Origin of the sequence: Rothia sp. HMSC065D02, from assembly GCF_001815285.1 — a bacterium.
GTDB classification, from domain to species: domain Bacteria; phylum Actinomycetota; class Actinomycetes; order Actinomycetales; family Micrococcaceae; genus Rothia; species Rothia dentocariosa.
The window spans coordinates 270275-295392 of the sequence record NZ_KV820092.1 but is presented as its reverse complement, the minus strand read 5'-3'; the positions used below and the strand labels follow the sequence as shown (position 1 = coordinate 295392).

Genomic DNA, 25118 nt, shown 5'->3' with positions numbered 1-25118 from the left:
TTAGTATCGTCTCATCGCGTGGGAGCCTCGGCAGGTGCGGGGCTCCTCACTGTATCGGTACATACCCCCCCCCCCCACGCCAAGGTACTCTGAATATCACCAGCGACGAGCCGTCGCAACAGCAAGGACAGTATATGCGCCACCTTAACTTCCCGAAGACCCAACCACCATATAACCCACACGAGTGGACGGGCGTTGATCCTCGCTACTCGCACATGCTTGAGGTACCTACCACCGCCCCGATTGAGGCGCGGGCCGCCCAGGCGCAGGCACGACGGTGGCATTACCTCGACAATACTCCAGCGCTTCAGGAACATGGGCTTGACCCTATCGGCACGATCCTGTGCGTACACGGCAACCCCACCTGGTCGTATCTGTGGCGTACCGTACTCGATGCCGGTGTGAACAGTACAGCACCGTGGCGTGTTATCGCTGTCGACCAGCTCGATATGGGGTACTCCGAACGCACTCACCTCGACCTGGAGGACGAACGGCGCTCGCTTGAAGACCGCATAGCAGACTTGAGCGATTTTACCCGCGAACTCGGGCTGGATACAACCGATAAACCGGTGGTGACCCTCGCCCATGACTGGGGCGGTTTAATCTCGCTGGGCTGGGCGCTCGAACATCAAAATATTCTTTCGGGCGTCATGCTCACGAACACGGCTATATATCACGATGGTGTTGAGCGCATCCCGGCGGCGCTGCGCCTAGCCTTGGGAGTTCACGAGCTGGGTACACGAGACTCTACAGCTTTTCTAGACGTTACTCTGGGGCTGGCACAAAACCAGGGTCGGGTACCCTCCGAAGGTGGGCCAGGCTCTTCGGAACGGGCTCTAGCCGGGCCACAGGAATCCCAACCGCGTGCGCTTTACCCCAGCAAACTTCACGAGGGAATTCGCCGCACCTACCGGGCGCCTTATGCGCATCCGGCGTGGCGCGAAGGTATCCGCAATTTTGTGGGCGATATTCCCACGGGAACCGATATACCCTCATACGCTCATATGGTGCGCATTGCGGAAGGTGTTCGGGATTTGAAGGTTCCCGCGTTCTTCCAGTGGGGTACTAAAGACCCGGTTTTTCAGCGGCGCTACCTCTTCGATCTGATGGGTCGTTTTCCCCAGGCCAAGGTGCACCGCTACGAAAAGGCATCGCACCTAGTTGCCGAAGATGAAGATATTGCCGCCCCTATCTTTTCTTGGCTGGGGCAGAACTTCGGCACGCTCGTTGAGGGTTATCTAGAGAAGCCGGTCAACGCAGAGGCACAGCATCGTGAGGCGCGGCGAGCTTTGGACGAACGTATTCGGAATCTGAAAACTTCCGAAGAAGAAGCACACGAAGAATTCCGCCCGATGATAGCGGCGTTGAACGAACGCGCGCAGGACACCTCGCTCGCAATTGTAGATATGGACTCCGCAGGCGATGGAACCCAGGTTGCAGCACAGCTTACGTGGCAGCAGCTCGCAACGCATGTGGATGCGGCGGCGGCGCGCCTGCACGCCCTAGGGGTACGTCCCGGTGACCGTGTGAATCTGATGGTGCCACCTGGGTCACGCCTGACAACGCTTATTTATGCGTGCCTTAAACTGGGTGCGGTTATTGTGGTGGCGGATACCGGTTTGGGGCTTACGGGTCTTACGCGCGCGCTCAAGGGCGCCAACCCGCAATTTATCGTGGGCATTCCCGCCGCTCTCGCCGCCGCACGATCCCTGTTGTGGCCCGGGCACCGCATTTCCGTAGAACCGCTCGGTAAGTTCCAGGATCGGGTGCTCGGTGTAGAAGGTTCTGTCTTTGAGTCCGTTCACAAACGTTCGGCACGTTCTAAAACATCCGAAAACACACTCAGCGCCCCTATTGCCACTCCTGCGGTTATCGAGTTCCCCGACCCCGATCCGGATGCGGATGCCGCTGTCCTGTACACTTCCGGCTCAACCGGCCCCGCAAAGGGTGTTGTGTACACCCAGCGTCAGCTGGCGGGTATGCGCGATGCCATCGTCAACACCTACGGGTTCAAGTCCGGGTCAGGTCTGGTAGCTGGATTCGCGCCCTTCGCGCTTCTAGGCCCGGCTCTGGGCGCTACGAGTGTTACCCCAAAGATGGACGTGACCAAGCCCAAGACGCTCACCGCAACCGCGTTAGCCTCCGCGACCGAGGCGATTAGCGCATCCACCGTCTTCGCCTCCCCTGCGGCACTCGTGAACGTGGTGGCAAGCGCCTCCGAACTCACCGATTCGCAGCGCGCAGCCCTAGCGGGGGTCACCACCGTGCTGTCGGCTGGGGCGCCTATTCCTGTTCCCCTGCTTGACGAACTCTCGAAGCTGGTGCCTCATGCCTCACTGCACACCCCTTATGGCATGACCGAGGGACTGCCGGTTACCGATGTATCTTTGGATATGATTCGCCAGGCACTAGCTGAGGGAACCCCGAATGCCGAGGGCGATATTCTTGATCCTTTTGCACGAGACGGGGTATGTGTAGGGTACGCGGTATATGGTGCGGCGGTGGCGATTGCTCCTTTGCAGGAGGATGGAACCGTAGCTTCGGAGATGACTCACGAACCGGGTGTGACCGGTGAGATTTTGGTATCGGCTCCCCATGTAAAAGACCGTTACGATACCCTCTGGGTGACCGAAGAAAAATCGATTTCAACCCCTGGTTGGCATCACACCGGCGATGTGGGGCATCTGGATGCTGCCGGTCGTCTCTGGGTTGAGGGGCGCTTAGCGCATGTCCTTTTGACTGCCCAAGGTGTGCTGACCCCGGTTGCCGCTGAGCAGTCCGCTGAGACCTTGGATGCAGTTCGCCGTGCCGCACTGGTCTCGGTCGGTCCTGCAGGCACAGCCGCACCCGTGCTCGTCATTGAGGCCGCCAACCGTAAACTCAAGCAGGGTCAGGCACCCTTCGAGCTGAGCCGACAGATCCGCGAGCGCGTTCAGGATGATACGGGTATCGAGTTGGCGGCTGTGTTGGTTATCAAGGAGCATCCGACCGATATTCGCCATAACTCGAAGATTGATAGGCCTGCCCTTGGCGAGTGGGCTTCAAAGGTACTTGCGGGTGCTTAGTTCTTAAGATAGCGGTGAGAGGATACACAGGGGATCCGCCTGATACTGTTCTCCCGTTGTGTTTTCGCATGTAGATTCTTGAAGATCAGGAGAAACCTGAATTTTGGAGGCTTTTATGGCTACCCCGGCTCCTTTAGCGGCTCGGTATACCGACCCTGCGCCGCGGTCTTTGCGTCCCGTCGATGAATCGTATTTTGCTGCCCGTAGCGGCGAACGTGTGCTTATTACCGGTGCAAGCGGCATGCTCGGTCGTGAAACCGCCATCGCGCTGTTGCGTGCCGGGTATGATGTGCGCGTATTCCAGCGCAGTGATGCGGGTATTGCAGCGCTACTGCCAGATACGATACGCCCTCGTTTCGAGCAGGTTCGCGGTTCTCTTAATAATGCTGAGGTTATTGAGCAGGCTCTTGTGGGAGTGGACGGCATTGTACATGCCGCTGCGAAAGTCTCGGTTTCGGGCGATTGGGAGGATTACGAGCGTACCAATATTGTGGGCACGCAGGCTCTTCTGGATGCCGCTATAGAGCGTTCGATTTCTAAGTTTTTGTATGTATCTTCTCCTTCGGTTGCTCATGCCGGAACGGCTCTCATCGGCGAGGGGAACGGGGCGGCGTCCCCCGAGCATGCTCGTGGAAACTATGCTCGTTCTAAGGCGACGGCAGAGCTTGCGGTTTTGGCGGCGAACGGCACAAAACTCGCCTCGGGCTCTACCATGCGCGTGGGGGCGTTACGACCGCACCTGATTTGGGGACCGGGCGATACTCAGTTGGTGGAGCGTATCCTAGATAGGGCTCGGTCCGGGCGGCTGCCCCTACTTTCCGGGGGCACAGGTCTGATCGATACGCTCTATATTGATAACGCGGCAGATGCGCTGGTACGCGGTTATGAGCGCCTAGAGTCGATAGCCGGGCGCGCGCTGGTGGTCACAAATGGTCAGCCCCGCACGATTGCTGAGCTGATGAGTGGTTTCTGCACGGCGGTTGGGGTTCCTGCGCCGCGTTTCTCGGTTCCCGCGCCAGCGGCGGCTTTTGCGGGGCGTTTGATCGAAAAGGTGTGGGGTCGTCTGCCGAAGTCGGTAACAGCCGGGGATGAGCCTCCCATGACCGAATTTTTGGCAGAGCAGCTTTCAACGGCGCACTGGTTCGATCAGAGGCTCACCCGCGAACTTTTACAGTGGGAGCCCGCTGTTACGATCGACGAGGGGTACCGTCGTCTGGGTCTTTTTTACGGGGATAAATATTCGCGTTCCTCTTCAGCCGTGTAGGAAAAACATTAGCTGATTTTTAGCCCGCGCGGGCTGCGTTGGCAGTGCGGACAGCGGTATGAGGAACGGTTCATAAATGGTTCACGCACAATAATGCTGGTGCGCCCGGCCTCTAAGCACCGTCGACAGGGTTCTCCGGCGCGACCGTAAGCGTTCAAGGACCTGTCAAAATAACCGGATTGTCCGTTGACGTTCACATAGAGCGCATCGAAACTGGTCCCGCCCGCATGGAGCGCTTCGGTCAGTACCTGGTGTACGGCGGCGAATAGCTCCCGGGTTTGGGTGGCGCTGAGAGATTTTGCAGGTTTTGCGTAGTGTATTCTGGCACGCCAGAGCGCCTCATCCGCATAAATATTTCCGATCCCAGAAACCACGGACTGGTCCAGAAGCAGGCGTTTAATGCCGCTGGAAGTGCGTAGCATGATGCGGCGAATCTTTGCCACATCAAAGGATGGATCTACCGGGTCACGCCCAATATGCTCAACAGCTTCAGGAACCAAGAACTCTTCCGATATTTCTTCCGCACCAGCGGGCGAAGTGCCCGCAGGAATATCGGGAACTAGATTTGAGAGGAACATTCCACCAAAGATACGCTGGTCGACAAACCGTAATTCAGTGGCTTTATTGGTACTCTCACCATCGGCGGGTTCGAGTTCAAGTACGATTTTGAGGTGCTTCTCAGCGGGGAATTCTGGAGTCTTCACGAGTAGCTGCCCGCTCATCCCCAGATGAATAACAAGCGCGTACGGCAGTAACGTGTCATCGCTGTCGCCACGCTTCGGGAAAGGTTCGTCTTCGGGTGCAGAGAGTGTCAGCCACATATACTTGCCGCGCCTATATGCCCCGCGAATACGGGTTCTTTCTAAACACGTCGTAAAATCCACAGAACCTCCGATATGGCGGCGAATAGAGCGTTCATCGAGAATGCGTACCCGCTCGATTACACAATCGACAGCATGATGATGCACACCCTCACGCACAGTCTCAACCTCGGGTAGCTCCGGCATCTCTCCCCTTCACAGCGTCATGAACTCGCCACTCGACGCAAAAGATAGTTTCTCCCGCCGGGCGGCGCAAACTTATTTTTAGACTAGTATGCGATACGCAGCTTCTGCGGCAAGACGCTCCGCTTCCTTCTTGCTAGGTCCGCTTCCGGTACCCGCGGTCTGCTTTGCCACGATAGCGCGGGCAGTATACACGCGAGCATGGTCGGGGCCTTCTGCTTCGATCTCGTAGGTTACATCTCCCCAAGACCGCGAGGTTACCAGCGTCTGCAGATCGGTTTTCCAGTCGCGTCCGGAATTGAGAATTTGTTCGTCTTCTAGCATGGGCGCAATCAACCGCAGAACGAGCTCACGGGCGGCTTCCCGCCCCAAGCTGATGTACGTTGCTCCAAAGATAGCTTCCATGGTGTCGGCAAGAATCGAATCTTTATCGGCACCTCCCGTAAGCCTTTCCCCCTTACCTAGACGGATATGCTTACCCAGCTCTAGTTTACGGGCGGCTATTGCCAAAGCGGGAGCCGAAACCACCACATGGTGCAGTTTCACGAGCTCACCTTCGGGAAGTTCGGGGTAGCGGCGGTACACCTCCTCAGCAATGGCAAGAGAAAGTACAGAATCCCCCAGGAACTCTAGGCGTTCATTATGCTCTACTCCGGGGTTTTCAAAAGCGTAGGAACGGTGGGTGAGAGACAGCAAAAACGTCTCGGCGTCAATATCGACACCGAGACGTTCAAGCAACTCCCCAGCTTCGCTAGGAATGTTAGTCATCAGGAATACTCGCGTGATTAAGCGTCGGCGACCTTACGGCCCTTGTATTCCAGGAACAGGGCGTTGCCTGCAGCGTCGGTTACAACCTTTGCCTGGTGAGGCAGGCTGTAAGTCACGCGACCGTTTTCAACAGTCTTAACCAGCGGCGGCACAGATGCCTTCCACTGGGAACGACGCGCGCGGGTGTTAGCGCGGGACATCTTGCGCTTGGGAACAGCCACAGCTATCTCTCATTCTCTCGTAACAACAATTTAGTTTTCGGTATCCTCGCTCAGCAAGCCCTGTAGGGCTGACCAGCGCGGATCCAACACCTCGTGATGATGCCCGGGGTCTTCCTCCAGGCGCGCTCCGCATTCAGAGCACAGTCCCTGGCAGGTTTCCCGGCAGACGGGCTGGAACGGCAGTTGAAGGATTACTGCATCCCGCAGTGCCGGCTCAAGGTCAATAGATTCACCTTCAACGGCATACTGCTCATCGTCTTCGTCTTCGGGGCCGCCAGAGGGGGCCTTCTCGAAAACAAAAAGCTCTTGTATGTTGGTCGACATTTCGTAATCAATCGGATCCAAACATAGGCTACACTCGCCGTGTACATCCACTACGGTTGTGCCGCTTACCAGGATACCATCTACTACCGACTCCAGCCGAATGTTCAGGTCCATGTCGGTGCCTTCTTGTACACCAATCAGGGCATTACCCATCTCAGCGGGTGCCTGTACAACCTCGTCGAGGGTTTCCATAGATCCGGGACGGTGCACCAGATTTTTGACTGACACCACCAAATCAGAGGAGTTTTGAGGTGAAATGGCATATCTCCTTATACAAAATGCTTAAACCAAAGAGATATTCTATCCCCTCAACCGCCGTTAATCAAGGTTCGGGCGGCAAACTATGACATTCGACGCATCAAAATTCACATAAAATACGCGCAAACCCAGGAAAAAGCCTTCGATCATGGGAGAATCGCGCATAAAACTACGCAATCGTGTTATTGGTCCGAAGCCTGTGAGTGCTTAGCGACGAGCGCGTCCGAAACCACACGCGGCACATAAACCGAAACGTCGCCGCCTAAGGATGCAACCTCACGGATAATCGTCGAAGACACCCCGCCGAAACGGTCCTCCCCCGCCAAGAACACCGTCTCCAAGTTTGCCAAATGGCGGTTCATACTCGCCATTGGAGCCTCATACTCGTAATCCGTGCCCGAGCGGAGGCCCTTAACAAGTACCTGCGCCCCGTGTTCCTGAGCCCACTGTGCTAAAAGTACCCCCGGTGGAATAACCTCAACCTTCATGGTGGTAATACCGCGCTCCGCGAGGGAACGCTCCACCAAGTTCACTCGCTCCTGCAGAGAAAAAAGGTATTTTTTAGAGGAGTTATGTGCAACCCCCACGATCACATCATCAAAGAGCGCAGAGGTACGAGCAATAATCTCCAGGTGTCCATGGTGAATCGGGTCAAATGATCCGGGGCAGATAGCTAACATGAAGCGTTCTCGCTTTCGGCGGGTTCAGAACCAGTATCCGTATATGATTCATCTGGTTCAAGATAGTACAGCACTGTCTCGCCATATTTCTTCATTGCAAACCGGCGCAGCTGAGATTTCCACGCGGGTTCCGCGTCGCGCGAAGAACGCTCCACGACCACGATGGCGCCCTCCGCTAGATTCGGGGTGATGACACACAAAATATCGAGAATCTGATCTTGTGTAAACGCATATGGAGGGTCAAGAAATACAAGATCCCAGGGGCCGCTATGGACCGCTACATAGCTTTGCGCGCTCCCCTGAGTCACTCGGGTAACGCCGGTTGCAGTTTTCGACGTTGCCGCAACATTTCGGCGGGTAACCTCACATGCCTTGGGGTGCTTCTCCACGAACTCGACGGATGCGGCACCCCGCGAAAGCGCCTCGCACCCTAGGGCACCCGATCCGGCATAAGCATCAAGAACACGTGCCCCCTGCACAACGCCATAGCTCTCCAGCTTCGAGAAAAGTGATTCCTTCACCCGATCGGTCGTGGGACGAGTGTTCTCTCCCGGCACCGAGGCAAGGCGTAGACCGCCAGCGATTCCGGCAATAATACGGCTCATGCGTTCCTCACGTCTGTTCGTCGATAGTCTCTAGTGGCGGAGGCCCAAGGTAACAAAACCGCCAAACCCGTGTGTTAGCCACGCCCCAAAAATGCCTCACGGTCGGCATCAAGCGCCCGGTCAATTGTACGTGCCAAGTTCGGATGCTTCGCCAGCGTGGGATCCGCCGCGATCAGCGCCCGCGCATCCTCACGAGCGCGCTCAATAATGGTTGCGTCGGCGAGCGCCCGCAGGAACTTAAGGGTACTCTTCTTCCCGGACTGCGCGGCACCTAGGATATCACCCTCACGGCGCTGCTGCAGGTCTATCTGTGAAAGTTTAAACCCGTCGGTGGTGGACGCTACCGCATCTAGACGTTCGCGAGATACCCCTCCTGCTTCTTGCCGGGTAACAAGCAAGCAGGTTCCGGCAAAACCACCACGCCCTACGCGACCGCGAAGCTGGTGCAGCCCGGAAATACCGAAGCGATCGGCGTCCATAATCATCATGAGGGTTGCGTTCGGTACGTTCACACCCACTTCAATAACAGTGGTGCTCACCAGAATATCTATTTCTCCGCGTTCAAACGCGGTCATTACAGCAGTTTTTTCCTCGGGGTCCATGCGCCCATGCAGGCTTGCAATCCGGGTTCCGGTCAGCGCCGGATTCTGTTTTAGATAGGCGGTCATCGCAGTCACGGAGGTCAGGCGTGTTTTGCCGTCAGAACTCTGAGAACCTTCACGCCCGGCATCGCCGAAGAGCTGCTGGCCTTCTTCAAGTTCTTCATCGTCATCGCCAATTTTGGGAACTACCACGTAGACCTGGTGCCCTGCATCGATCTCTTCGCGAGCGCGTGTCCACAGGCGATCTGCCCAGGTCGGTTTTTCGGCAAGCGGCACCACGTGGGTTGCGGTCTGCTGCCGTCCGGCGGGCAGCTGATCGAGTACGGAAACATCAAGGTCGCCAAACACGGTCATGGCGACGGTACGGGGAATAGGGGTTGCCGTCATCACCAGACGATGCGGCAGCTCGCCGTTGTTCCCACGCAGAGAGTCACGCTGTTCCACGCCGAAACGGTGCTGTTCATCGACCACAACCATGCCAAGGTCGCGGAAGGTGACCGTGTCCGAAAGCAGGGCGTGGGTACCGATCACCACATCGGCGGTTCCGTCGGCGATTTCGGCGAGTACGGCACGCTTGTGTGCACTAGGCATTGAGGCGCTGAGTAGCCTAACCCGCACACGATGCGCGGATTTTTTGCTTTCTTTTTGGTTCTGGGGGTGAAAAAGCGTAGTCTCATATCCCGGTATTCCCTCTGTATCCGCTAAATCCCCGAGAATATCGAGGATCGAACGGAAATGCTGTTCGGCAAGCACTTCGGTGGGCGCGAGCATCGCGGATTGCCCACCAGAGTCGGCTACCTGAAGCATAGCGCGAAGGGCTACCACCGTTTTACCCGAGCCAACATCGCCTTGCAGAAGCCGATTCATAGGTGACGGTGAGGCGAGATCACGGGAAATCTCCTTGCCCACTCGTTGCTGCCCCTCGGTGAGCTCATAGGGAAGCACCTTTAGCAGAGCATCTGCTGCCCCATCCGGCAGGGCGGGCCGGGCCACGGTGGCGTGGGCGGCACGTGCGGCGTGTAACCGGGCCAAGGCGCTCTGCAGAACAAAGGCTTCTCGGTAGCGCATCTGAGCTTGAGCGGCGCGCCAGGTGTCCTCACTATCGGGAGTGTGCAGGGCGCGATAGGTCCACTCCAGCGAAGGGACTTTTCGGGCGCGGCGTATTTTATACGGTATTGGGTCTTCAAGCTCTTTTAGGGGCACAGATTCGATGAGCTGAGCAATAGCGGTCGCGATGCGATCCGTTGGCAGTTTTACCGGAGCACGATAAACGGGAATGGGCGCTTCGACCCGTTCGGGGGCGTTCGCATTTCTGTCGTCCGAAAGCAGGGCGTAATGCGGGTTTGTCAGTGTATACTCCCCACGATAAATCCCTACCTTCCCGGAGAACATCATGGTTTCACCAGCGTGGATCTCGCGTGCTGCGGTCCATGCGTTGAAGAAGGAAAGCTTCATGGTGGAGCCCACCCGCCCGGTTCCTGGTGCACCTGAACCGCCGAAACTATACTGCGGAACTCCGAAAAGATCATTTCCGCCGTTCTGTTGTCCGTAGGAATCAGCATAGCCCGAGTAACCGGCGGAAGGCGCGGCTAATCCGCTTACGCGCGGGTTTGTCTTGCCTGCGAGCATTCGTTGCGGTGTATTGGCCCTACCCTCGCGTACAGCGAAGGTGCCTGATGAAGAATTATCGACCGAATTCTGGTCGGATTCTGCTAGGGTATCGGTAATCGTGACTTCGGTGATTTTTCCTCTGCGTGCCGCCATGGTTCGGGTCGAAACGTTCGTGACCCTGGCGATAATTGTCACGTCCTGTCCCTCAACAAGGTCGGCAAACCGGCTAAGTTCTCCGCGAGGCAGATACTTCCGTGGAAAATATTCCAGCAGCTCCCCCACCGTGCTTATGCTCAGGTGAGTTTTGAGGGCGCGTGCCGTTGCCACTGACAGGTAGCGTGTTAAGGGTGCGTTTTCCAGGCGTTTCTCATCGTTATAGTGTGCTAAAGCCCGCGACCGTGCGGCACGTTGCTGTTGCTTTTCTTGCTCTTGAGAAGAGTCCGAACTAGACTTTGTATTCCGCGCTCCCGCGGCTAACTTATCTGCTTTCTTAGGGGTATTTGGGTCAGCGGCTTTCTTGCGCGAAGGTTTCTTTCCCGGTGTCTTTACGGCGTTCTTCGGTTCGACCTTTTCATGATGCGGCTCTTCTACAAGAGAAGCAAGATTATTGTTTTTCTCCGGAGAGATATCCGTGCTTAATTGCTTATGCGTAGAATTTTTTGGATTGGTTCGTGGGGGTTTCGCTCCCTTAGCTGCTGGTTTTTGCGATGCTGTTTGTGTGCTCTTCTTGGTTTTTCCTCGGATAGACGTTCCACGCTGGGACGGTGCTTCGGTACGCGCCGTATAAGCAATATCAGCCAGTTCGTACAGTTCCGCTGTCTCCATATTCTGAGCCGCCGCACCCAAAGAAGCACGCAGAGCATCCACAATACGCTGATACTCCGAGCTTTCACGCTGATGCGCAAGGGTGGAGAGTTCCGCTAACGTTTTAGTGCCGCGTGCATACTCGGCAAGGTCGCGAACCGTTACATATTCATGGGCTACAAGTTCGTCTTCAGAGAGAATGGCAGATGATTTAGGGTCAGAATGCTCGGTATCGGTTGGCTGCTGTTTGGCAGCTTTCTTGACCTGTCCAAAACCGCTTTCTAAAAATTCATCAGCAAAAAGGCTGGGAGTCGCGCCCTCATCATGCGCTTCTTTCGAGTTTTGAGGTGACACGTTTTCCCTCCTTTCTGCTCGCGGCACTCCGTCAACCCGAATACCTTCGGCTCGAACGGTCATATAAGACGTAGATTTAATACTACCGTTGCACATTTGGGGCACGCTACGAACCTCGTTAGCTCATGTCACCACGCAGCGCATGTCCTGATCGCCCACCCTCCCCGTGAACACAGGCTCTAGACATCAATCTTGAGAACACGATGGTGCGGCGCTCTCGTCCTCGTGAACAGTCAGCGAGCTTACTCGTTCGTCCGCTAATACACCGTAGTGAGCGATAACTTTGCGGGCTTCTTCCAAAGACGGCACATGCACGTGTAAGGTCCACATATTGTTCTTGAAATCGAGCGGGGTGAGCAACAGCGAGTCGCCAAGCTCTTCTAATTCTGCTCGAAGCTGCACGAGAGTAAGGGGGTCTATAGTTAGCGTCCCCATGATTTCCCAGGTTGACCCTGGGCTTTCCCGAGTACCGGTCGCATCAGTATGATGCTCTGCTTGGTCCTGCGTTCCTTCGGTCTTTCGCGCTTTCCGAGCAGACGTACTGTTTGGCTTTGTAACATCTGTAGGAGGCTCCGCCAAGGCATAAACCTCCTGCGCAGGCATACGCGAGCTCATCCAGCGCGGATTTGATTGTACCGCAGCCAGATAAAAGCCCAGGGCACCTGCATCTACGTATCCCTTGAGTTCTGGCAGCGGCGGATTCTGTGCCGTGCCCTCAAGCGCTCGGCGCATCGTGGCGCGACGAAACTCTGCACGTGCCGTCACATCGGTAAGCTCCGATCCTGCACGATAGTGAAAACGGTAATCTGCGAGCGCAACCATAATCGCTACCATAGTGCCCTGCTCTAGGCTTTCATCCGCAATAATACGGCGTACTCGTTCGGCGGCAAGCGCTAACGCATAGCTCTCACGGTACGCGCTCTCGCGTGTACCGGTTTCCGTAACAGATGTTTCGCGGTACATCGCCTCAAGCTCCTGAAGAAGCGGCAGATTATGTGCCTCTTCGCCCAGCTCTTCTGCTAGACGGCCGGGAAAATTCCAGTAGGTACGCACTGCCTCCAACGCCCAGGCGCACAGGAGCGTCCCAGAATTACCGCGAGCCACCCGACTAGCTTGCACGAGAGCGTTCTCATAGATTTCACCCAGACGTTGGTTAACGCTCTGTATATCCGTCGTGAGAGCGTGAAGATCATGCAGAAGGGTATCAAGCTCCTCACTAAAGGCCTTATTGAGAGCCTCTAAAGTGTGTACCAAATTCGAGCCTGTGTCCTGGTCGGGAACAGGGAAAGCGTTCAGAGAGTTAAGTGTGTCGCAATATACTCGCACTGTTGAGAGCGCCTCGCCAATCCACGTGACCCCGAAGTTAAGCGGGGTTTGTGCGGCAAAGTGCTCGCTCGTCATAACGTATCCTTCCCATCCGGGGTTGGGTAACCGTGCTCTTTCTAGCATACGACGGTTATGCTCGGTAATGTTCCCAACCATAGTTTTGGAGCTCATATCCATCGCACAGAATTCGTGATGCACTTCGTTCTTGAGCACTGCAAGAGCCTAAAGCGACAAAACCCTCAGGAATCGTGGCACCCGCCGGAAAACATGCTAAAAGCCCGTGGTCCTCGCCACCGCCCAGAACGCATTCACGGGCCAGGCTGACCGCAGAATCACCATGATCGTTATGAGGCTGATGCTCAAGAATAAGACTTGCCACTGGTACCAGCTCACGTGCCAGCTCGGTAATCGCAGAATCATTGAGCACGATATCGACGCCGGATGCTTCGGCAATTCGACGCGCGTCTTTAACGAGTCCGTCTGAAAGGTCTAGCATTGCGTTGGCACCGTATGCTGCAGCGCGTCGCCCTGCGGGTATGGGCGATACGGGCCTTAGCTGATGGGTAACAGCGCGTTCGATACGTTCTTTCTGCGTGGAAGGCAGCTGCTCGATCGAGTCGAGAGAGCCTGTGGTTGTCAGTAGCCGCAGCCCGGCATCAGCCCACCCGGTACAGCCCGCCAAAGCTACGGTATCTCCCGGTTGCGCCCCGGACCTCAGCACGGGGATTTCGCATCGTCCAACAGCCGTTATGGTAACGCTGGCATCGCGTGCGCTGCCTAGATCACCGCCGCCTACCGTACAGGCTGTAGCGCCGCATGCATGCAGCGAGTCGAGGATACCGCGGGCAAAGTCTTCAACCCAACCATAGGGGGTTTCGGGCGGCAGACTTAGAGATACAAAAAGGCTAACGGGTTCAGCACCCATAGCCGCAATATCGGCAAGGTTCTGGGTGGTGGCTTTCCACCCTACCTCGTAACCGCCGCTGCGCGGACCGGCAGGCCAGATATCGAGAAAATCTTGCCCATGTACCAGAGTATCTGTGGTGATAACCGTGCGTCGATTATCGCCCGTGAGCACTGCGCAGTCGTCACCGGGACCTACTTCAAGCACCGGTTCCTGCCCATGTGCGGAGGCAACCTGGATTATGGAGCGGTTATGCTCATCCAGCATGGGCATAAACAATTGCAAAACACGGGACTCCCCCAGCTGAGCCAATGTGCTCTTCCGGAGTGAACTTTCCCGTGCTTTATGCTTTTTGGTCCGAGGGTTCATTCCCCAATAATCGCCCATACCCTGTTACCTGGCACGGATAAAGTACCGAATCGCCACAATGGTAATCGCAAGAATTAGCAGGGAGAAGAACGCCAACGGCACGAAACCTGAGAGTCCAGGGCCACGAGAATCCGTTGAACGTTCCTGAACACTCTTAGGGCTATCGCCGTTCCGTTGCGCTTGCGAACCAGCGGACGTTGCAGGCGGACGGGCAACCGGGTTCACAGCAGATGGAACAGAATAAGAACCGTTTCTAGACTCCTGTGGGTTCGCCATTCTCAAAGTTGGCGAGCCATTCCGGGCGTTCTCTCCACGGGACAAATATCCCTGTACCCAGTCTGCGGCGCCGGGGAACGCATTGGGGAACCCTGAATTTGTTGCAAAACGCCCCAACGTCGCGATGCTATTGGGGAAGGGTTCAGCAGATGTAGACGGCGCGGGTGCTGGAGAGACATTGCTCGACGGCGTTGCCGAAGGGCTGGCATCTGGAGCTGGCGAATCGTCAGACCCCGGGTTTCCATGCCCCGAAGGACTCGGGCTAGGAGTTGGAGCTGCCGATTCGGAAGCACTTGGGCTCGGGAACGGAACAGGCTGGCTAGTAGGCTGCTCCGAAGGCGCAGGGGTCCACCCAGGATCCTGAGACGGTGCAGGTGCGGGGTCTGCAGGAGTAGGTGTTACGGGCGACGGGGTCGGAGAGACCGGGACCGGCGTGGGGGTCACGGGTGTTGGCTTAGCCGGAGCCGGTGTTATGGGAGTGGGGGTAGGATACACCGGTGTTGGGTTGGCCTGTGTAGGCGTAGGGTTCGCCGGGACCGGTGTGGGATTCACCGGAGCAGGGTTAACCGGGGTCAGATCCGGACTAGGCACAATGGTCGGTACCGGATCAGGCGCAGGGGTAACTGGTGTTGGGTTGGCCTGTGTAGGCGTAGGTTTCACTGGGGCCGGTGTGGGATTCACCGGAGCAGGGGTTACCGGTGTGGGATTCACCGGAGTCTGATCTGTAGGAGCCGGAGTAGGCGTCACAGGAGTAGGGTTGGCAGGCACAGGCTCCGGGTTCACCGGGGTCGGATTAACCGGTGTGGGCGTAGGGGTTACTGGTGTGGGATTCACCGGAGTCTGATCTGTAGGAGCCGGAGTAGGCGTCACAGGAGTAGCTGCTGGTTCTTCTCCAAGGTCCGGGGAAGCTGCCTCAGCGTCCTCAGCAGGAAGGTTCTGAACGGGGGCTGCAGGAGTTGGGGTTACAGCCTCTGTGTCAGCATCCTCTGTAGGAACTTCGGTATTATAAGGCTGCGCCTGCGGACTCTCATATTCGGGGCTTACAGGCTGAACTTCCGCGTCATCTTCATCAGTGTTCTGGTCCGGGGCAGCTCGTTGTGTAGGGGTTTCGGTAGCCTCAGGAGTCTTGTCGTCCTGCTGGTCATAGTCAAGCGGAGGTGCAGCGGCAAACTCGGCGCCTGCAATGGGAGACTCCGATTGCAGGGCGACGGCAGGCTGAGCAGCATAGGTTACGTTGCCGGAGGCCATGCCGTACATAGTCAAGGTAGCGGTTGCAGACGGCATGGGCATAGGAGTCACAGCATTTTTCTGACCTAAAGCTGCAAAGGTAGCTGGTACGGCAGGTTGTACGACAGCTTGTCCGGGCGCGACAACGTCAGAGGTCGCAGGATGGTTTGCGACCTTCCCGGAAGCGCCACGTGCCTCCTGTGTCAGCGTTGCGGCGATCGGCACACTACCGAATGCAATCAATGCAGTCGCTAGGCTAGCCGACGCTACTTTGCATTGTCTGTTTCCCAAAAAGTGTCCTTATACCGAATAGCTACCGAACAATATGCGTGCTTGGGTGAGTCTACACCCTAAATAACAAGGATGTGCTTCTCTCAAAAGTTTATCGAATTTTAAGAATCTTTTCACGATCAACTATTAACTGTTACTTTCATGGTACCTGGACTATGGGCAAATTGTCGTGACTTTGAGCTTTAAATTGGTATTCAAATTTTTGCTTTCCTCTGATCTGCCGCGCTATGTTTTTGCGACACGCCAGTGAATATACCGTACGTTAGAATGAAAGAGTGACTTTTACGTCTTTTAACTTTTTCGTCATGTCCCCAGCGAAGCGAGCAGGCTTGGGTCTTGCGCTCACCGGGGTGCTGTCGCTCAGCGCATGTGGAGCGGGCAATGTCAATCTTGATCCGGCTCCAGATGCCGCCAACCCCGTATGTGCTTATGCGATGGTTGCTATGCCAGAAAAACTCGTTGGCCTACAGCAGCGTGAAACTACGGCGCAAGGAACGACTGCTTGGGGCGAACCAGCCTCCGTGATTCTCAAATGCGGTGTTACCGTTCAGGAACCCGTATCGGACCCATGCGCTGAGGTCAATGGGATTGATTGGGTACTGCGTCCCAAGGATGCGCCAGAGAACTCAGCACCGCCAGTCTCAGCGTCTTCCTCCGCCGCTGCAGGCCCTGAAAACCGTGCGACGGGAACGTGGACGGCAACCACGTACGGACGAACGCCTGCCATTGAAGTAACCTTCGACGCAGATAAGGTTTCATCATCAACTCTTCTTGCTGAGCTCAACTCGGCGGTCAAACAAATTCCGTCTCAGAAGAAATGCACGAACATCAACGATACTCTCAACGGTGTCAAAACCGGAAAATAGAGGATTCAAGACCTCTGGATCCTTACCGTCAGTTCGCTTCACGCAAACGCAAATTTTAGAGCCCCCAAAACCTGAGGTCTTGGGGGCTCTAACACTGGAATTTCCTTCTCTATTTAAGACTTCATTAGCGCAGCCCTAAAGGACGCTCCAGTGCAAGAGTCAGCAGTTCATCAATCAGTTCGGTATAGGAAATTCCGGTGTTTTCCCACATGGTTTTGTACATTGAAATCGGAGTAAATCCCGGCATAGTGTTCACCTCGTTGATCACCAAACGACCATCCGGGGTGTAGAAGAAATCTGCGCGGGACAATCCTTCGCCGTCAAGGGCCAAAAACGCCTTAACCGCCAGAACACGCAAACGCTCCTGCATATCCTTCGGTAAATCGGCGGGGCACCGGGTAACTGCCGAAGACTTTGAGATATATTTAGCATCAAAATCATAGAAACCGTGGTCCTCATCAACGACCTCGATTTCGCCGGGGTATGATGCGCGCGGCATATCACCGTGGTGACCGTCTAGGACGCCGCACTCGATTTCACGCCCCACAATGCCAGCTTCCACAATAATCTTTGCGTCATGGCGGCGCGCTTCTTCGATAGCCGGAACAAGTTCCTCAAATTTATCCACTTTGGTAATGCCAAAAGAAGAACCCGCACGCGTGGGTTTAACGAACATGGGGTAACCAAGGGCGGTTATACGTTTAAGCGATTCCTCGCGCTCATGAGTCCATTGGCGATCGGTCACCACCTCATAAGGCCCAACCTCCAGCCCAGCAGACTCAAATGCAACCTTCATAAAGTGCTTATCCATACCTACGGCTGATGCCGTCACGCCGCATCCTACATAGGGCAACTCAGCGAGTTCCAGAAGACCCTGAATTGTTCCGTCTTCGCCGAAAGGACCGTGTATGAGGGGGAATACCACGTCAAGGGCAGGACCATACTCAAGATTTCCGTCATCATCTACTAGGTGCACTCGCGAATCCCCGGCTCCAAGAGGCAGGAAAACCTGGTGCGAACCACCTGTAAACTCTGCATGTGCAGGGGCAGCGTCGAGAAGTGCACTCAGCTCTTCCAGATTCGTCAAATACCAACGACCGTCTTTTGTAATGCCAATAGTCACCACGTCGTAGACGCTGCTGTCAATGGCGCCTAGCACGCCTACGGCAGTAATCAGAGAAATAGGGTGTTCCGAAGAACGTCCGCCACACAGTAGAGCAACAGTTTTCTTCTGTGCGTTTTCGGTCATTGTATCTCCTTCGTAAGAGAGCGCCCCTCAAGCGCCCATGTCTGCGCACACGTGCTGTATTAGTTGTTTTACCTGCCGCAAAAATTTTCTTGCGGAAGATCTTGATGTTAATGGCCTTCGCGCTTCAGGCGCCGTCCCAGCAGCAGCGGTGCCAGCTGTCCGATCTCGATGCGTCCAGTCAGGACAGCAACGACCGCTTCCACGATAGGCATTTCGACTCCGTGACGGCGTGCCAATTGCGCTACGACGGGGGCTGATTTGATGGATTCCGCTGTCTGGCTCATATGTTCGCTGAGTTTATCCGGGCTTATCCCTTCGGCAAGTAGACGCCCGGCAGTATGATTTCGTGAAAGCGGCGATGAACAGGTAGCAATCAAATCTCCCATCCCCGCAAGCCCGCTCATTGTTGCTGCTTCACCACCCAGTGCGACCGCAAGACGAGTAATTTCGGCAAGTCCGCGCGTCATGATTGAGGCTTTGGAGTTATCACCGTAATTGCGACCTTCACAGATGCCGACGCACAAGGCGATCACGTTCTTCACCAAACCGCCGATTTCCGTACCCACCACATCGGTATTCGTGTAGGGGCGGAAATAGCTGCAGGCACAAGCCTGCGCGACAATTTCTGCGATGGGCAGTGTGCGTGCTGCGACTACAGAGGCGGTGGGCTCCTCCCCCATAATCTCAGTAGCAAGATTCGGCCCTGAAAGCACGCATACCCGATGCGGTATATGCCCGATAGTGCGGATGTCTGCGCCGCGCATCGCCAAGGCTTCCTCAAGTTCCTCGGTAATCACCTGGGACATGCGCAAACCGGTACCGGTTTCTAATCCCTTCGCAAGCGAAACCAGCAGGGCATGCGGCTCAATATAGCGGGCATAAAGTTGAAGCTGCGAACGTAGCACCTGTGAGGGTAAAGCCAGTACCACCAAATCGGCGCCAGTGAGCCCGGTAGGAGCATCCGCCGTGAATTCCAGGTTCTCGGGTAGCTTCATCCCCGGAAAATATTTACTATTTTCCCTAGTCTGAGAGCACTCTGCCATAGCTTGTTCGCTGCGGCCAATAAGGACTACCTGCACGCCCGTTTTATTTTCTCGCGCCGAATCAGCCACAATTTTGGCGAATGCTGTCCCCCAGCTTCCCGCACCCAAGATTGCAATTTTTAATACCTTACGTGGAGCCGGTTCGCTGTTGTCAGCGGAATTCGTGAAAAGAGCCATAACCTCGCCTCCTATTTAGGATCCGGTTCGCCCAGGTTACCAGCTATCCCGGTCATTTCACCGGGAGCTTCACGACGCTTGGTTCGGGGATTCCAACGACCGGTTGGCGCCTTTTCACCACGTATATCTTCCAGCAGTTCGGTCACTGCATCAAGCATAGCGTCGGTCACGACCCCAAGCTCAGTACGCGTATGCTTTGCCTCCGGCGAAGGATCATCGATTAAAGAGGCGATATCGAGAGGCTTACCCACCTTCACTTTGACCGTTTTACGGGGAAATAGGGAAACCTTACGATGTTCTTTGACGCGGCCACCATCCACGGTTTCGTAGTCATACCCAAGAATCTGCTCATCGCCCCAGTGCGCCACCGGTACTACGGGAGCACCAGTTGCGAGGGCAAGACGGGCAGCACCCGTACGGGCCTGCATGGGCCAGCCCTCGGGGTCGCCAGTAGTTGTCCCCTCAGGGTAAATCACTACAGCGCCACCAGCCTCTACAACTTTACGGGCAGTAATAAGTGCCTTGCGAGCGTCTACAGAGCCGCGTATCACGGGAATATGCGCCATCTTACGCATAATATATCCCAGAACGGGCGCTCGGAACAAAGAGTCCTTCGCTAAAAACCGCGGGAAGACTCCGTTATTGAAGATAGGGAGTGCAACGGTTACAGGGTCTATCTCGGTGGAATGGTTAGCAACCACGATATAGCCTCGGTCGGTCGGGAAGTTCTCGCTCCCGATAATTTCGATGCGGGCTATGCCTTTATACACCGCACGGGCGGCGTTACCAAGAATCTTAAAGAGCTTATCTCCTTGAGGGGTAGGCTCAAGTGTGGGTAGTGCTTTTTTCCCCTGTTGACCGCTCATACTAGCCCTGTACCTCAACCTCTTCTGGCACAACAATCTCAATTTCTGCATCGGGCTTAGGAGTCTTGCTCTGTTTGCGGGCAAGTACCTCAAACTTTGCGCCCAGAGCTTCGAGTTTCTTTTCAAAGTTCTCGTAACCACGCGCGATAATTTCAACACCCGTAACGTGGGATGTACCTTCTGCTGTCAGAGCGGCGATAATATGCGAGAATCCACCGCGCAGATCGGGCACCTCAATGTCAGCGGCCTTAAGCGGGGTAGAACCGCTAATAATAGCGGAGTGCCCGAAGCTCTTACCGTGGAAACGACAAAACTCGCTACCAATGCAATCGCGCATGACCACAATATCGGCGCCCATCTGTTTGAGGGCATTCGTAAACCCAAAACGCTCTTCGTACACGGTCTCGTGCACAATAGAAGTTCCTTTTGCCTGCGTCAGCGCAACGACAAGCGGCTGCTGCCAGTCGGTCATAAAACCGGGGTGCACGTTGGTCTCAAAAACGATAGGGTTCAACTCTGCCCCGGGAGTAATCACACCGGGGTGAGTAAAGCGGATTCCTTCCGGTGTAACCTCGAATTCACCACCCATCTTCCGGAACTGATTGAGGAACGCCGTCATATCCTTCTGCGAAGCGCCGCGCACAAAAATATCTCCGCCGGTTGCCAACGCGGCGGATGCCCAGGAAGCGGACTCATTGCGGTCTGCCAAGGCGGTGTGGTCGTACCCGGTTAGGGCGTCAACCCCTTCAATAATAATGGTGCGGTTTTCGTTAATGAAGATAATGGCACCCATCTTCTGCAAAACCGCAATAAGATCAATAATCTCGGGCTCAATAGCGGCGTTCTTCAAAACCGTGGTGCCACGGGCGCGCACACCGGTCAGAAGAACCTGTTCTGTAGCGCCAACGGAGGGGTAATTGAGTTCGATTTCAGCACCGTGCAGGCCTTCATCGGGAGCGTTCAGAGTAGTGCCGCTTTCATCGTCTTTCTCGACGACGGCACCAAATTTACGGAGGGCATCCATATGGTAATCAATGGGACGGTCGCCGATTTTGCATCCCCCTAGATTAGGGATGCGCGCGGTACCGAGCGTATGCAGAAGCGGGCCTACCATCAGGATCGGAATACGTGAGTTACCGCCGAAGAGTTGAATCTCTTCAGCGTTATCGGCCGCAGTCTTCGCGTCTTGGGCGGGATCTAACGTGAGAATACCGGCTTCAGGATCATAGTTAACTTTCGCACCGTGAAGTTCAACAAGGGTAGTTACAATCTCAACATCGCTTAGGTCTGGTACGTTACGCAAGGTCGAACGGGTGGATCCGTGCAACGCTGCTACCATCGCTTTAGGTACGAGGTTTTTGGCGCCTCGAACGTGGACTTCGCCTTTAAGAGGGGTACCACCCTCAATGCGAAGTTCGCTGATGTTAAGGGACATAACTAATCCTTCGAACGGTCGGCTCGGTGGGGCCGACAAGAACTGCTGTTAGTGCTGAGGTCCGGCGCCATTAACGAATTATTAATAGGTCTGCACAGACTTTCAAGCTATCATTTTACGTTCTCGAACGGGCTGCTACAAACGGAAGAGCTGTGTAGAACCTGTGCTTCGCGATGTTTATCGAGATAGTTCAAAGATGCCGCTCATAAACTTCCTCGAAGAACCACCTCATATAACCATCAAACCCCAGCAACATACCAATAATGTGTTTCTGATACACCCCGTAACGCTCGGTGAGGTGCGTACCCTGATGTCACAGGGTACGCACCTCACCGAGTGTCCAGTCTAGACTTCCTGAGTTCGGGGCATCCACGCGGGGCGGCGCGCCTCGTAGTCTTTAATGGCCTCAATGTTCTGAAGGGTAAGCCCGATATCGTCAAGCCCTTCCATCAAACGCCAGCGTACATAATTATCAATCTGGAAAGGCACCACGAGGGCACCCACAGTTACCGTCTTATTCTCTAAATCAACGGTAATTTCGGTACCAGGTTCCCGCTCAAGAGCTTTCCAAATCAACTCGACATCATCCTGAGCCACCTGAGCGGCAACGAGTCCTTGTTTACCTGAGTTACCACGAAAAATATCGGCGAATCGTGACGATATAACGACTCGAAACCCGTAATCCTTAAGCGCCCAGACCGCGTGCTCACGCGAGGACCCTGTGCCAAAATCGGGGCCCGCCACCAGCACTGACCCATTTTTATAAGGTTCTTGGTTCAGAACAAATTCGGGGTTCTTACGCCAATTCACAAAGAGGGCATCGTCAAAGCCTGTTTTCGTTACGCGTTTGAGGTAAACCGCCGGGATAATTTGGTCGGTATCCACGTTCGAGACGCGCAGAGGAACACCAATTCCGGTGTGTTTAATAATTGGTTCCACAATGTTCTCCTTTACGCCGCCGCAGGGGCATTGTCTGCGTGTGGTTCTAAGTCAGAAGGTGATGAGAGGGTTCCGCGAACCGCCGTTGCGGCAGCGACTAGCGGCGAGACAAGATGGGTTCGTCCGCCTTTACCCTGGCGTCCCTCAAAGTTTCGGTTCGAGGTGGATGCGCATCGCTCCCCCGGTGCCAGTTGGTCGGGGTTCATGCCCAAGCACATAGAGCATCCGGCAAAGCGCCAATCTGCCCCAAAGTCCTTGAAGATTTTATCTAGGCCTTCTTCTTCGGCCTGTGCGCGAACTTTCTGTGAGCCGGGAACGACCATCATACGCACGCCTGAGGCAAGGGTACGCCCACGAATGATTTCGGCGGCAGCACGCAAATCCTCAATGCGTGAGTTAGTGCACGAACCTAAGAATACGACGTCCACCGGAATATCTTTCATGGGAGTTCCAGCTTTAAGGTTCATGTACTCCAGGGCACGGGATGCGGCTGCCTGGTCGTTTTCATCCTCAAAGTCTTCAGGTGCGGGAACCGCTTGGCTCAGCGGCACACCCTGACCCGGGTTTGTTCCCCAGGTAACGAAGGGCTCAAGCTCGTCTGCATTAATAAAGATTTCTTTGTCGAAAACAGCCCCTTCGTCGGTGGGAAGGGTCTTCCAGTAGGCGAGCGCATCCTCCCAATCTTGCCCCTTGGGTGCGTGAGGGCGTCCTTTAACATACTCGAAAGTAGTCTCGTCGGGAGCTACCATACCCGCACGCGCGCCTGCCTCAATCGACATATTGCAGATGGTCATACGCCCTTCCATAGACAAGGAACGTATCGCGGAACCGCGGTATTCGAGTACGTATCCCTGCCCACCTCCGGTACCGATCTGAGCGATAACGGCAAGAATAATATCTTTGGCGGTTACTCCAGGTTTTAGGGTTCCTTCGACATTGATTGCCATTGTTTTAAAGCGCGCCAGCGGCAGGGTTTGGGTTGCCATCACGTGCTCAACCTCAGAGGTGCCGATGCCGAAGGCAAGTGCACCGAAAGCCCCGTGGGTTGAGGTGTGCGAGTCACCACAGACGACGGTTATTCCGGGCATGGTCAATCCCAGCTGCGGGCCGACTACGTGTACGATACCCTGTTCGATATCGCCGAGCGGATGAAGGCGCACGCCAAATTCCGCGGTGTTACGACGCAGGGTTTCGATCTGGGTTCGCGAAGTAATATCCGCAATGGTCGAGAAAATATTTTCGGTGGGGGTATTATGATCTTCAGTTGCGATCGTCAAGTCGAGACGGCGCAGGGGCCTGTTTTCGAGGCGTAGTCCTTCAAAAGCCTGGGGCGAGGTCACCTCATGCAGAAGATGCAGGTCAATATAGAGAAGGTCGGGTTTGCCATCTTGCCCGGGCACCACGACGTGGTTCTCCCAGACTTTTTCGGCGAGAGTACGCGGGCGCTTCACAGATGTGGGTATAGCGCTTGTCGCAGCAGTATTGTCCCCTGCCATTTTTCCTCCTGCTTTGATATGGCGGGCTTTCCGCCAATCATAGATATATAGTGCCTTATAACACATATATTCTTGCCCCTGGAATATATTTCAAAAATTTGGTATTCAGGGTTCCTCCATCATGGGCAGGTTCAGAGGAAGAGTCTATGAAGTGCGCCCTATCTTCCACATTTTGAGATGCACTGAGCTAAACTAGAGTTATGACATCTGCACCATCGTCTACACCGTTGCCTGGAGCACGTCACCCTCGCGATACGTCGGGGCTTTCGACTCCTTTGAAGACTCCCCATACTCTCACGGATGACCAACAGGTTGTTGAGGTCGAACCAAACATCTCCTCTGGCGTGGGGGTACTTGATAAAGCCGCGCTTATTCTTTCATGCCTAGAGGCTGGTCCGGTCACGCTGGGGCAGCTTGTTAAGGCCACCGGGCTAGCCCGTCCAACGGCGCATCGTTTGGCGGTGGCGCTCTCTCACCACCGTATGGTGGCACGCGATGTTCAGGGGCGATTTATGCTGGGGCCCCGCCTAATGGAACTGGCGAATGCAGCTGGTGCCGATCACCTCCTAGCGGTTTCGGGAGCGGTTTTAAATCAGCTTTGCCATGTGACCGGCGAATCGGCGCAGGTTTATCGGCGTCAGGGAAATTGGCGCGTATGCGTAGCATCCGCAGAACGTCCCGTTGGACTGCATGATTCAATTCCTATAGGAACCCAGCTCTCCATGAAGGCTGGTTCCGCAGCCCAGGTACTCTTGGCATGGGAAGATCAGAACCGCCTTGTTGAGGGTCTGCAAGATGCGTATTTCAGCGCTGCCATGCTTGCTTCCGTGCGCAGATTAGGGTGGGCACAGTCTGCAGGTGAACGCGAGCGCGGCACGGCTTCCGTGTCTGCCCCTGTGCGTTCACCGTCGGGCAAAATTATTGCAGCCGTTTCTATTTCCGGTCCTATCGAAAGACTCGGTATGCAGCCCGGTCGCAAATACGCCGAGGTTGTTGTTGATGCGGCTCATAAGATTTCACAGGCGCTTCGGAACGTATAGTAGCTTAGGTCAAACCATAGAGGGGTGTGGAACCGACTAGTTGGTTCCACACCC

General features: G+C 55.4%; 19 protein-coding genes and 1 pseudogene. 4 read left to right on the top strand and 16 right to left on the bottom strand.

The genetic code is table 11. The features are described from left to right. The first annotated feature begins 134 nt into the window (after positions 1-134). Positions 135-3065 carry an alpha/beta fold hydrolase gene (locus HMPREF3016_RS08785; protein WP_070741691.1) on the top strand — a complete coding sequence of 977 codons (2931 nt, stop codon included), beginning with the start codon at positions 135-137 and terminating at the stop codon, positions 3063-3065. Between the two features lie 115 nt (positions 3066-3180). Beyond that, positions 3181-4329, top strand: coding sequence for an NAD-dependent epimerase/dehydratase family protein (locus HMPREF3016_RS08780; RefSeq protein WP_070697140.1), 1149 nt, complete (start codon positions 3181-3183; stop codon positions 4327-4329). Between the two features lie 8 nt (positions 4330-4337). Here the strand turns inward: HMPREF3016_RS08780 and mutM are convergent, their stop codons facing one another. From mutM to HMPREF3016_RS08730, 10 genes and pseudogenes are all read right to left on the bottom strand, one after another. Further along, entirely contained in the window at positions 4338-5336 is a 999-nt protein-coding gene (mutM, locus tag HMPREF3016_RS08775) for a bifunctional DNA-formamidopyrimidine glycosylase/DNA-(apurinic or apyrimidinic site) lyase (RefSeq protein ID WP_070697142.1), read from the bottom strand. Positions 5337-5414: 78 nt separating this feature from the next. Then, complete coding sequence (gene rnc / locus HMPREF3016_RS08770) at positions 5415-6101, bottom strand: ribonuclease III (RefSeq protein ID WP_070697144.1); 687 nt, start codon at positions 6099-6101, stop codon at positions 5415-5417. A gap of 17 nt (positions 6102-6118) precedes the next feature. Next, positions 6119-6322: a 50S ribosomal protein L32 gene (gene rpmF / locus HMPREF3016_RS08765; RefSeq protein WP_004004885.1), complete on the bottom strand. Its 204-nt coding sequence runs from the start codon at positions 6320-6322 to the stop codon at positions 6119-6121. A gap of 30 nt (positions 6323-6352) precedes the next feature. Further along, positions 6353-6880: a YceD family protein gene (locus HMPREF3016_RS08760; protein ID WP_004004887.1), complete on the bottom strand. Its 528-nt coding sequence runs from the start codon at positions 6878-6880 to the stop codon at positions 6353-6355. Positions 6881-7086: 206 nt separating this feature from the next. Continuing rightward, a complete protein-coding gene (gene coaD, locus HMPREF3016_RS08755; protein ID WP_070697146.1) occupies positions 7087-7584 on the bottom strand; it encodes a pantetheine-phosphate adenylyltransferase in 498 nt (165 codons plus the stop codon). Next, positions 7578-8195 (bottom strand): annotated as a pseudogene (gene rsmD, locus HMPREF3016_RS08750) (16S rRNA (guanine(966)-N(2))-methyltransferase RsmD); the annotation flags it as partial. The gene coaD and the pseudogene rsmD, both read right to left, overlap by 7 nt. Positions 8196-8263: 68 nt before the next feature. Continuing rightward, positions 8264-11560, bottom strand: a complete 3297-nt coding sequence (locus HMPREF3016_RS08745; RefSeq protein ID WP_246828043.1) for an ATP-dependent DNA helicase RecG — start codon at positions 11558-11560, stop codon at positions 8264-8266. Positions 11561-11746: 186 nt separating this feature from the next. Then, positions 11747-12961, bottom strand: coding sequence for a DAK2 domain-containing protein (locus HMPREF3016_RS08740; RefSeq protein WP_246828044.1), 1215 nt, complete (start codon positions 12959-12961; stop codon positions 11747-11749). 55 nt (positions 12962-13016) lie between these two features. Next, positions 13017-14102 carry a thiamine-phosphate kinase gene (thiL, locus tag HMPREF3016_RS08735; RefSeq protein ID WP_246828045.1) on the bottom strand — a complete coding sequence of 362 codons (1086 nt, stop codon included), beginning with the start codon at positions 14100-14102 and terminating at the stop codon, positions 13017-13019. An 81-nt stretch (positions 14103-14183) separates the two neighbouring features. Next, positions 14184-15953 carry a transcriptional regulator gene (locus HMPREF3016_RS08730; protein WP_083297309.1) on the bottom strand — a complete coding sequence of 590 codons (1770 nt, stop codon included), beginning with the start codon at positions 15951-15953 and terminating at the stop codon, positions 14184-14186. Between the two features lie 275 nt (positions 15954-16228). Here HMPREF3016_RS08730 and HMPREF3016_RS08725 point away from each other — a divergent pair, with 275 nt between their 5' ends. Then, positions 16229-16819, top strand: a complete 591-nt coding sequence (locus tag HMPREF3016_RS08725; RefSeq protein ID WP_239662014.1) for a DUF3515 domain-containing protein — start codon at positions 16229-16231, stop codon at positions 16817-16819. Between the two features lie 124 nt (positions 16820-16943). Here HMPREF3016_RS08725 and HMPREF3016_RS08720 read toward each other — a convergent pair whose 3' ends face one another. The 6 genes from HMPREF3016_RS08720 to leuC form a co-directional block, all read right to left on the bottom strand. Continuing rightward, a complete protein-coding gene (locus HMPREF3016_RS08720; protein WP_070448504.1) occupies positions 16944-18068 on the bottom strand; it encodes a D-alanine--D-alanine ligase family protein in 1125 nt (374 codons plus the stop codon). 107 nt (positions 18069-18175) lie between these two features. Next, on the bottom strand, positions 18176-19288 hold the full coding sequence (locus tag HMPREF3016_RS08715; protein ID WP_070448505.1) for an NAD(P)H-dependent glycerol-3-phosphate dehydrogenase: 1113 nt from the start codon (positions 19286-19288) through the stop codon (positions 18176-18178). An 11-nt stretch (positions 19289-19299) separates the two neighbouring features. Then, positions 19300-20154, bottom strand: coding sequence for a lysophospholipid acyltransferase family protein (locus tag HMPREF3016_RS08710; RefSeq protein WP_048751504.1), 855 nt, complete (start codon positions 20152-20154; stop codon positions 19300-19302). A gap of 1 nt (position 20155) precedes the next feature. After that, positions 20156-21589 carry a UDP-N-acetylglucosamine 1-carboxyvinyltransferase gene (gene murA, locus HMPREF3016_RS08705; RefSeq protein WP_004004898.1) on the bottom strand — a complete coding sequence of 478 codons (1434 nt, stop codon included), beginning with the start codon at positions 21587-21589 and terminating at the stop codon, positions 20156-20158. Between the two features lie 345 nt (positions 21590-21934). After that, on the bottom strand, positions 21935-22528 hold the full coding sequence (leuD, locus tag HMPREF3016_RS08700; protein WP_013399252.1) for a 3-isopropylmalate dehydratase small subunit: 594 nt from the start codon (positions 22526-22528) through the stop codon (positions 21935-21937). An 11-nt stretch (positions 22529-22539) separates the two neighbouring features. Further along, the gene (gene leuC, locus HMPREF3016_RS08695; protein ID WP_048751508.1) at positions 22540-24024 is read right to left on the bottom strand and encodes a 3-isopropylmalate dehydratase large subunit; all 1485 of its coding nucleotides are present in this window, start codon (positions 24022-24024) and stop codon (positions 22540-22542) included. A 200-nt stretch (positions 24025-24224) separates the two neighbouring features. Between leuC and HMPREF3016_RS08690 the strand changes: the two genes are divergently transcribed. Then, on the top strand, positions 24225-25064 hold the full coding sequence (locus tag HMPREF3016_RS08690; RefSeq protein ID WP_246824219.1) for an IclR family transcriptional regulator: 840 nt from the start codon (positions 24225-24227) through the stop codon (positions 25062-25064). The last annotated feature ends 54 nt before the right edge of the window (positions 25065-25118 follow it).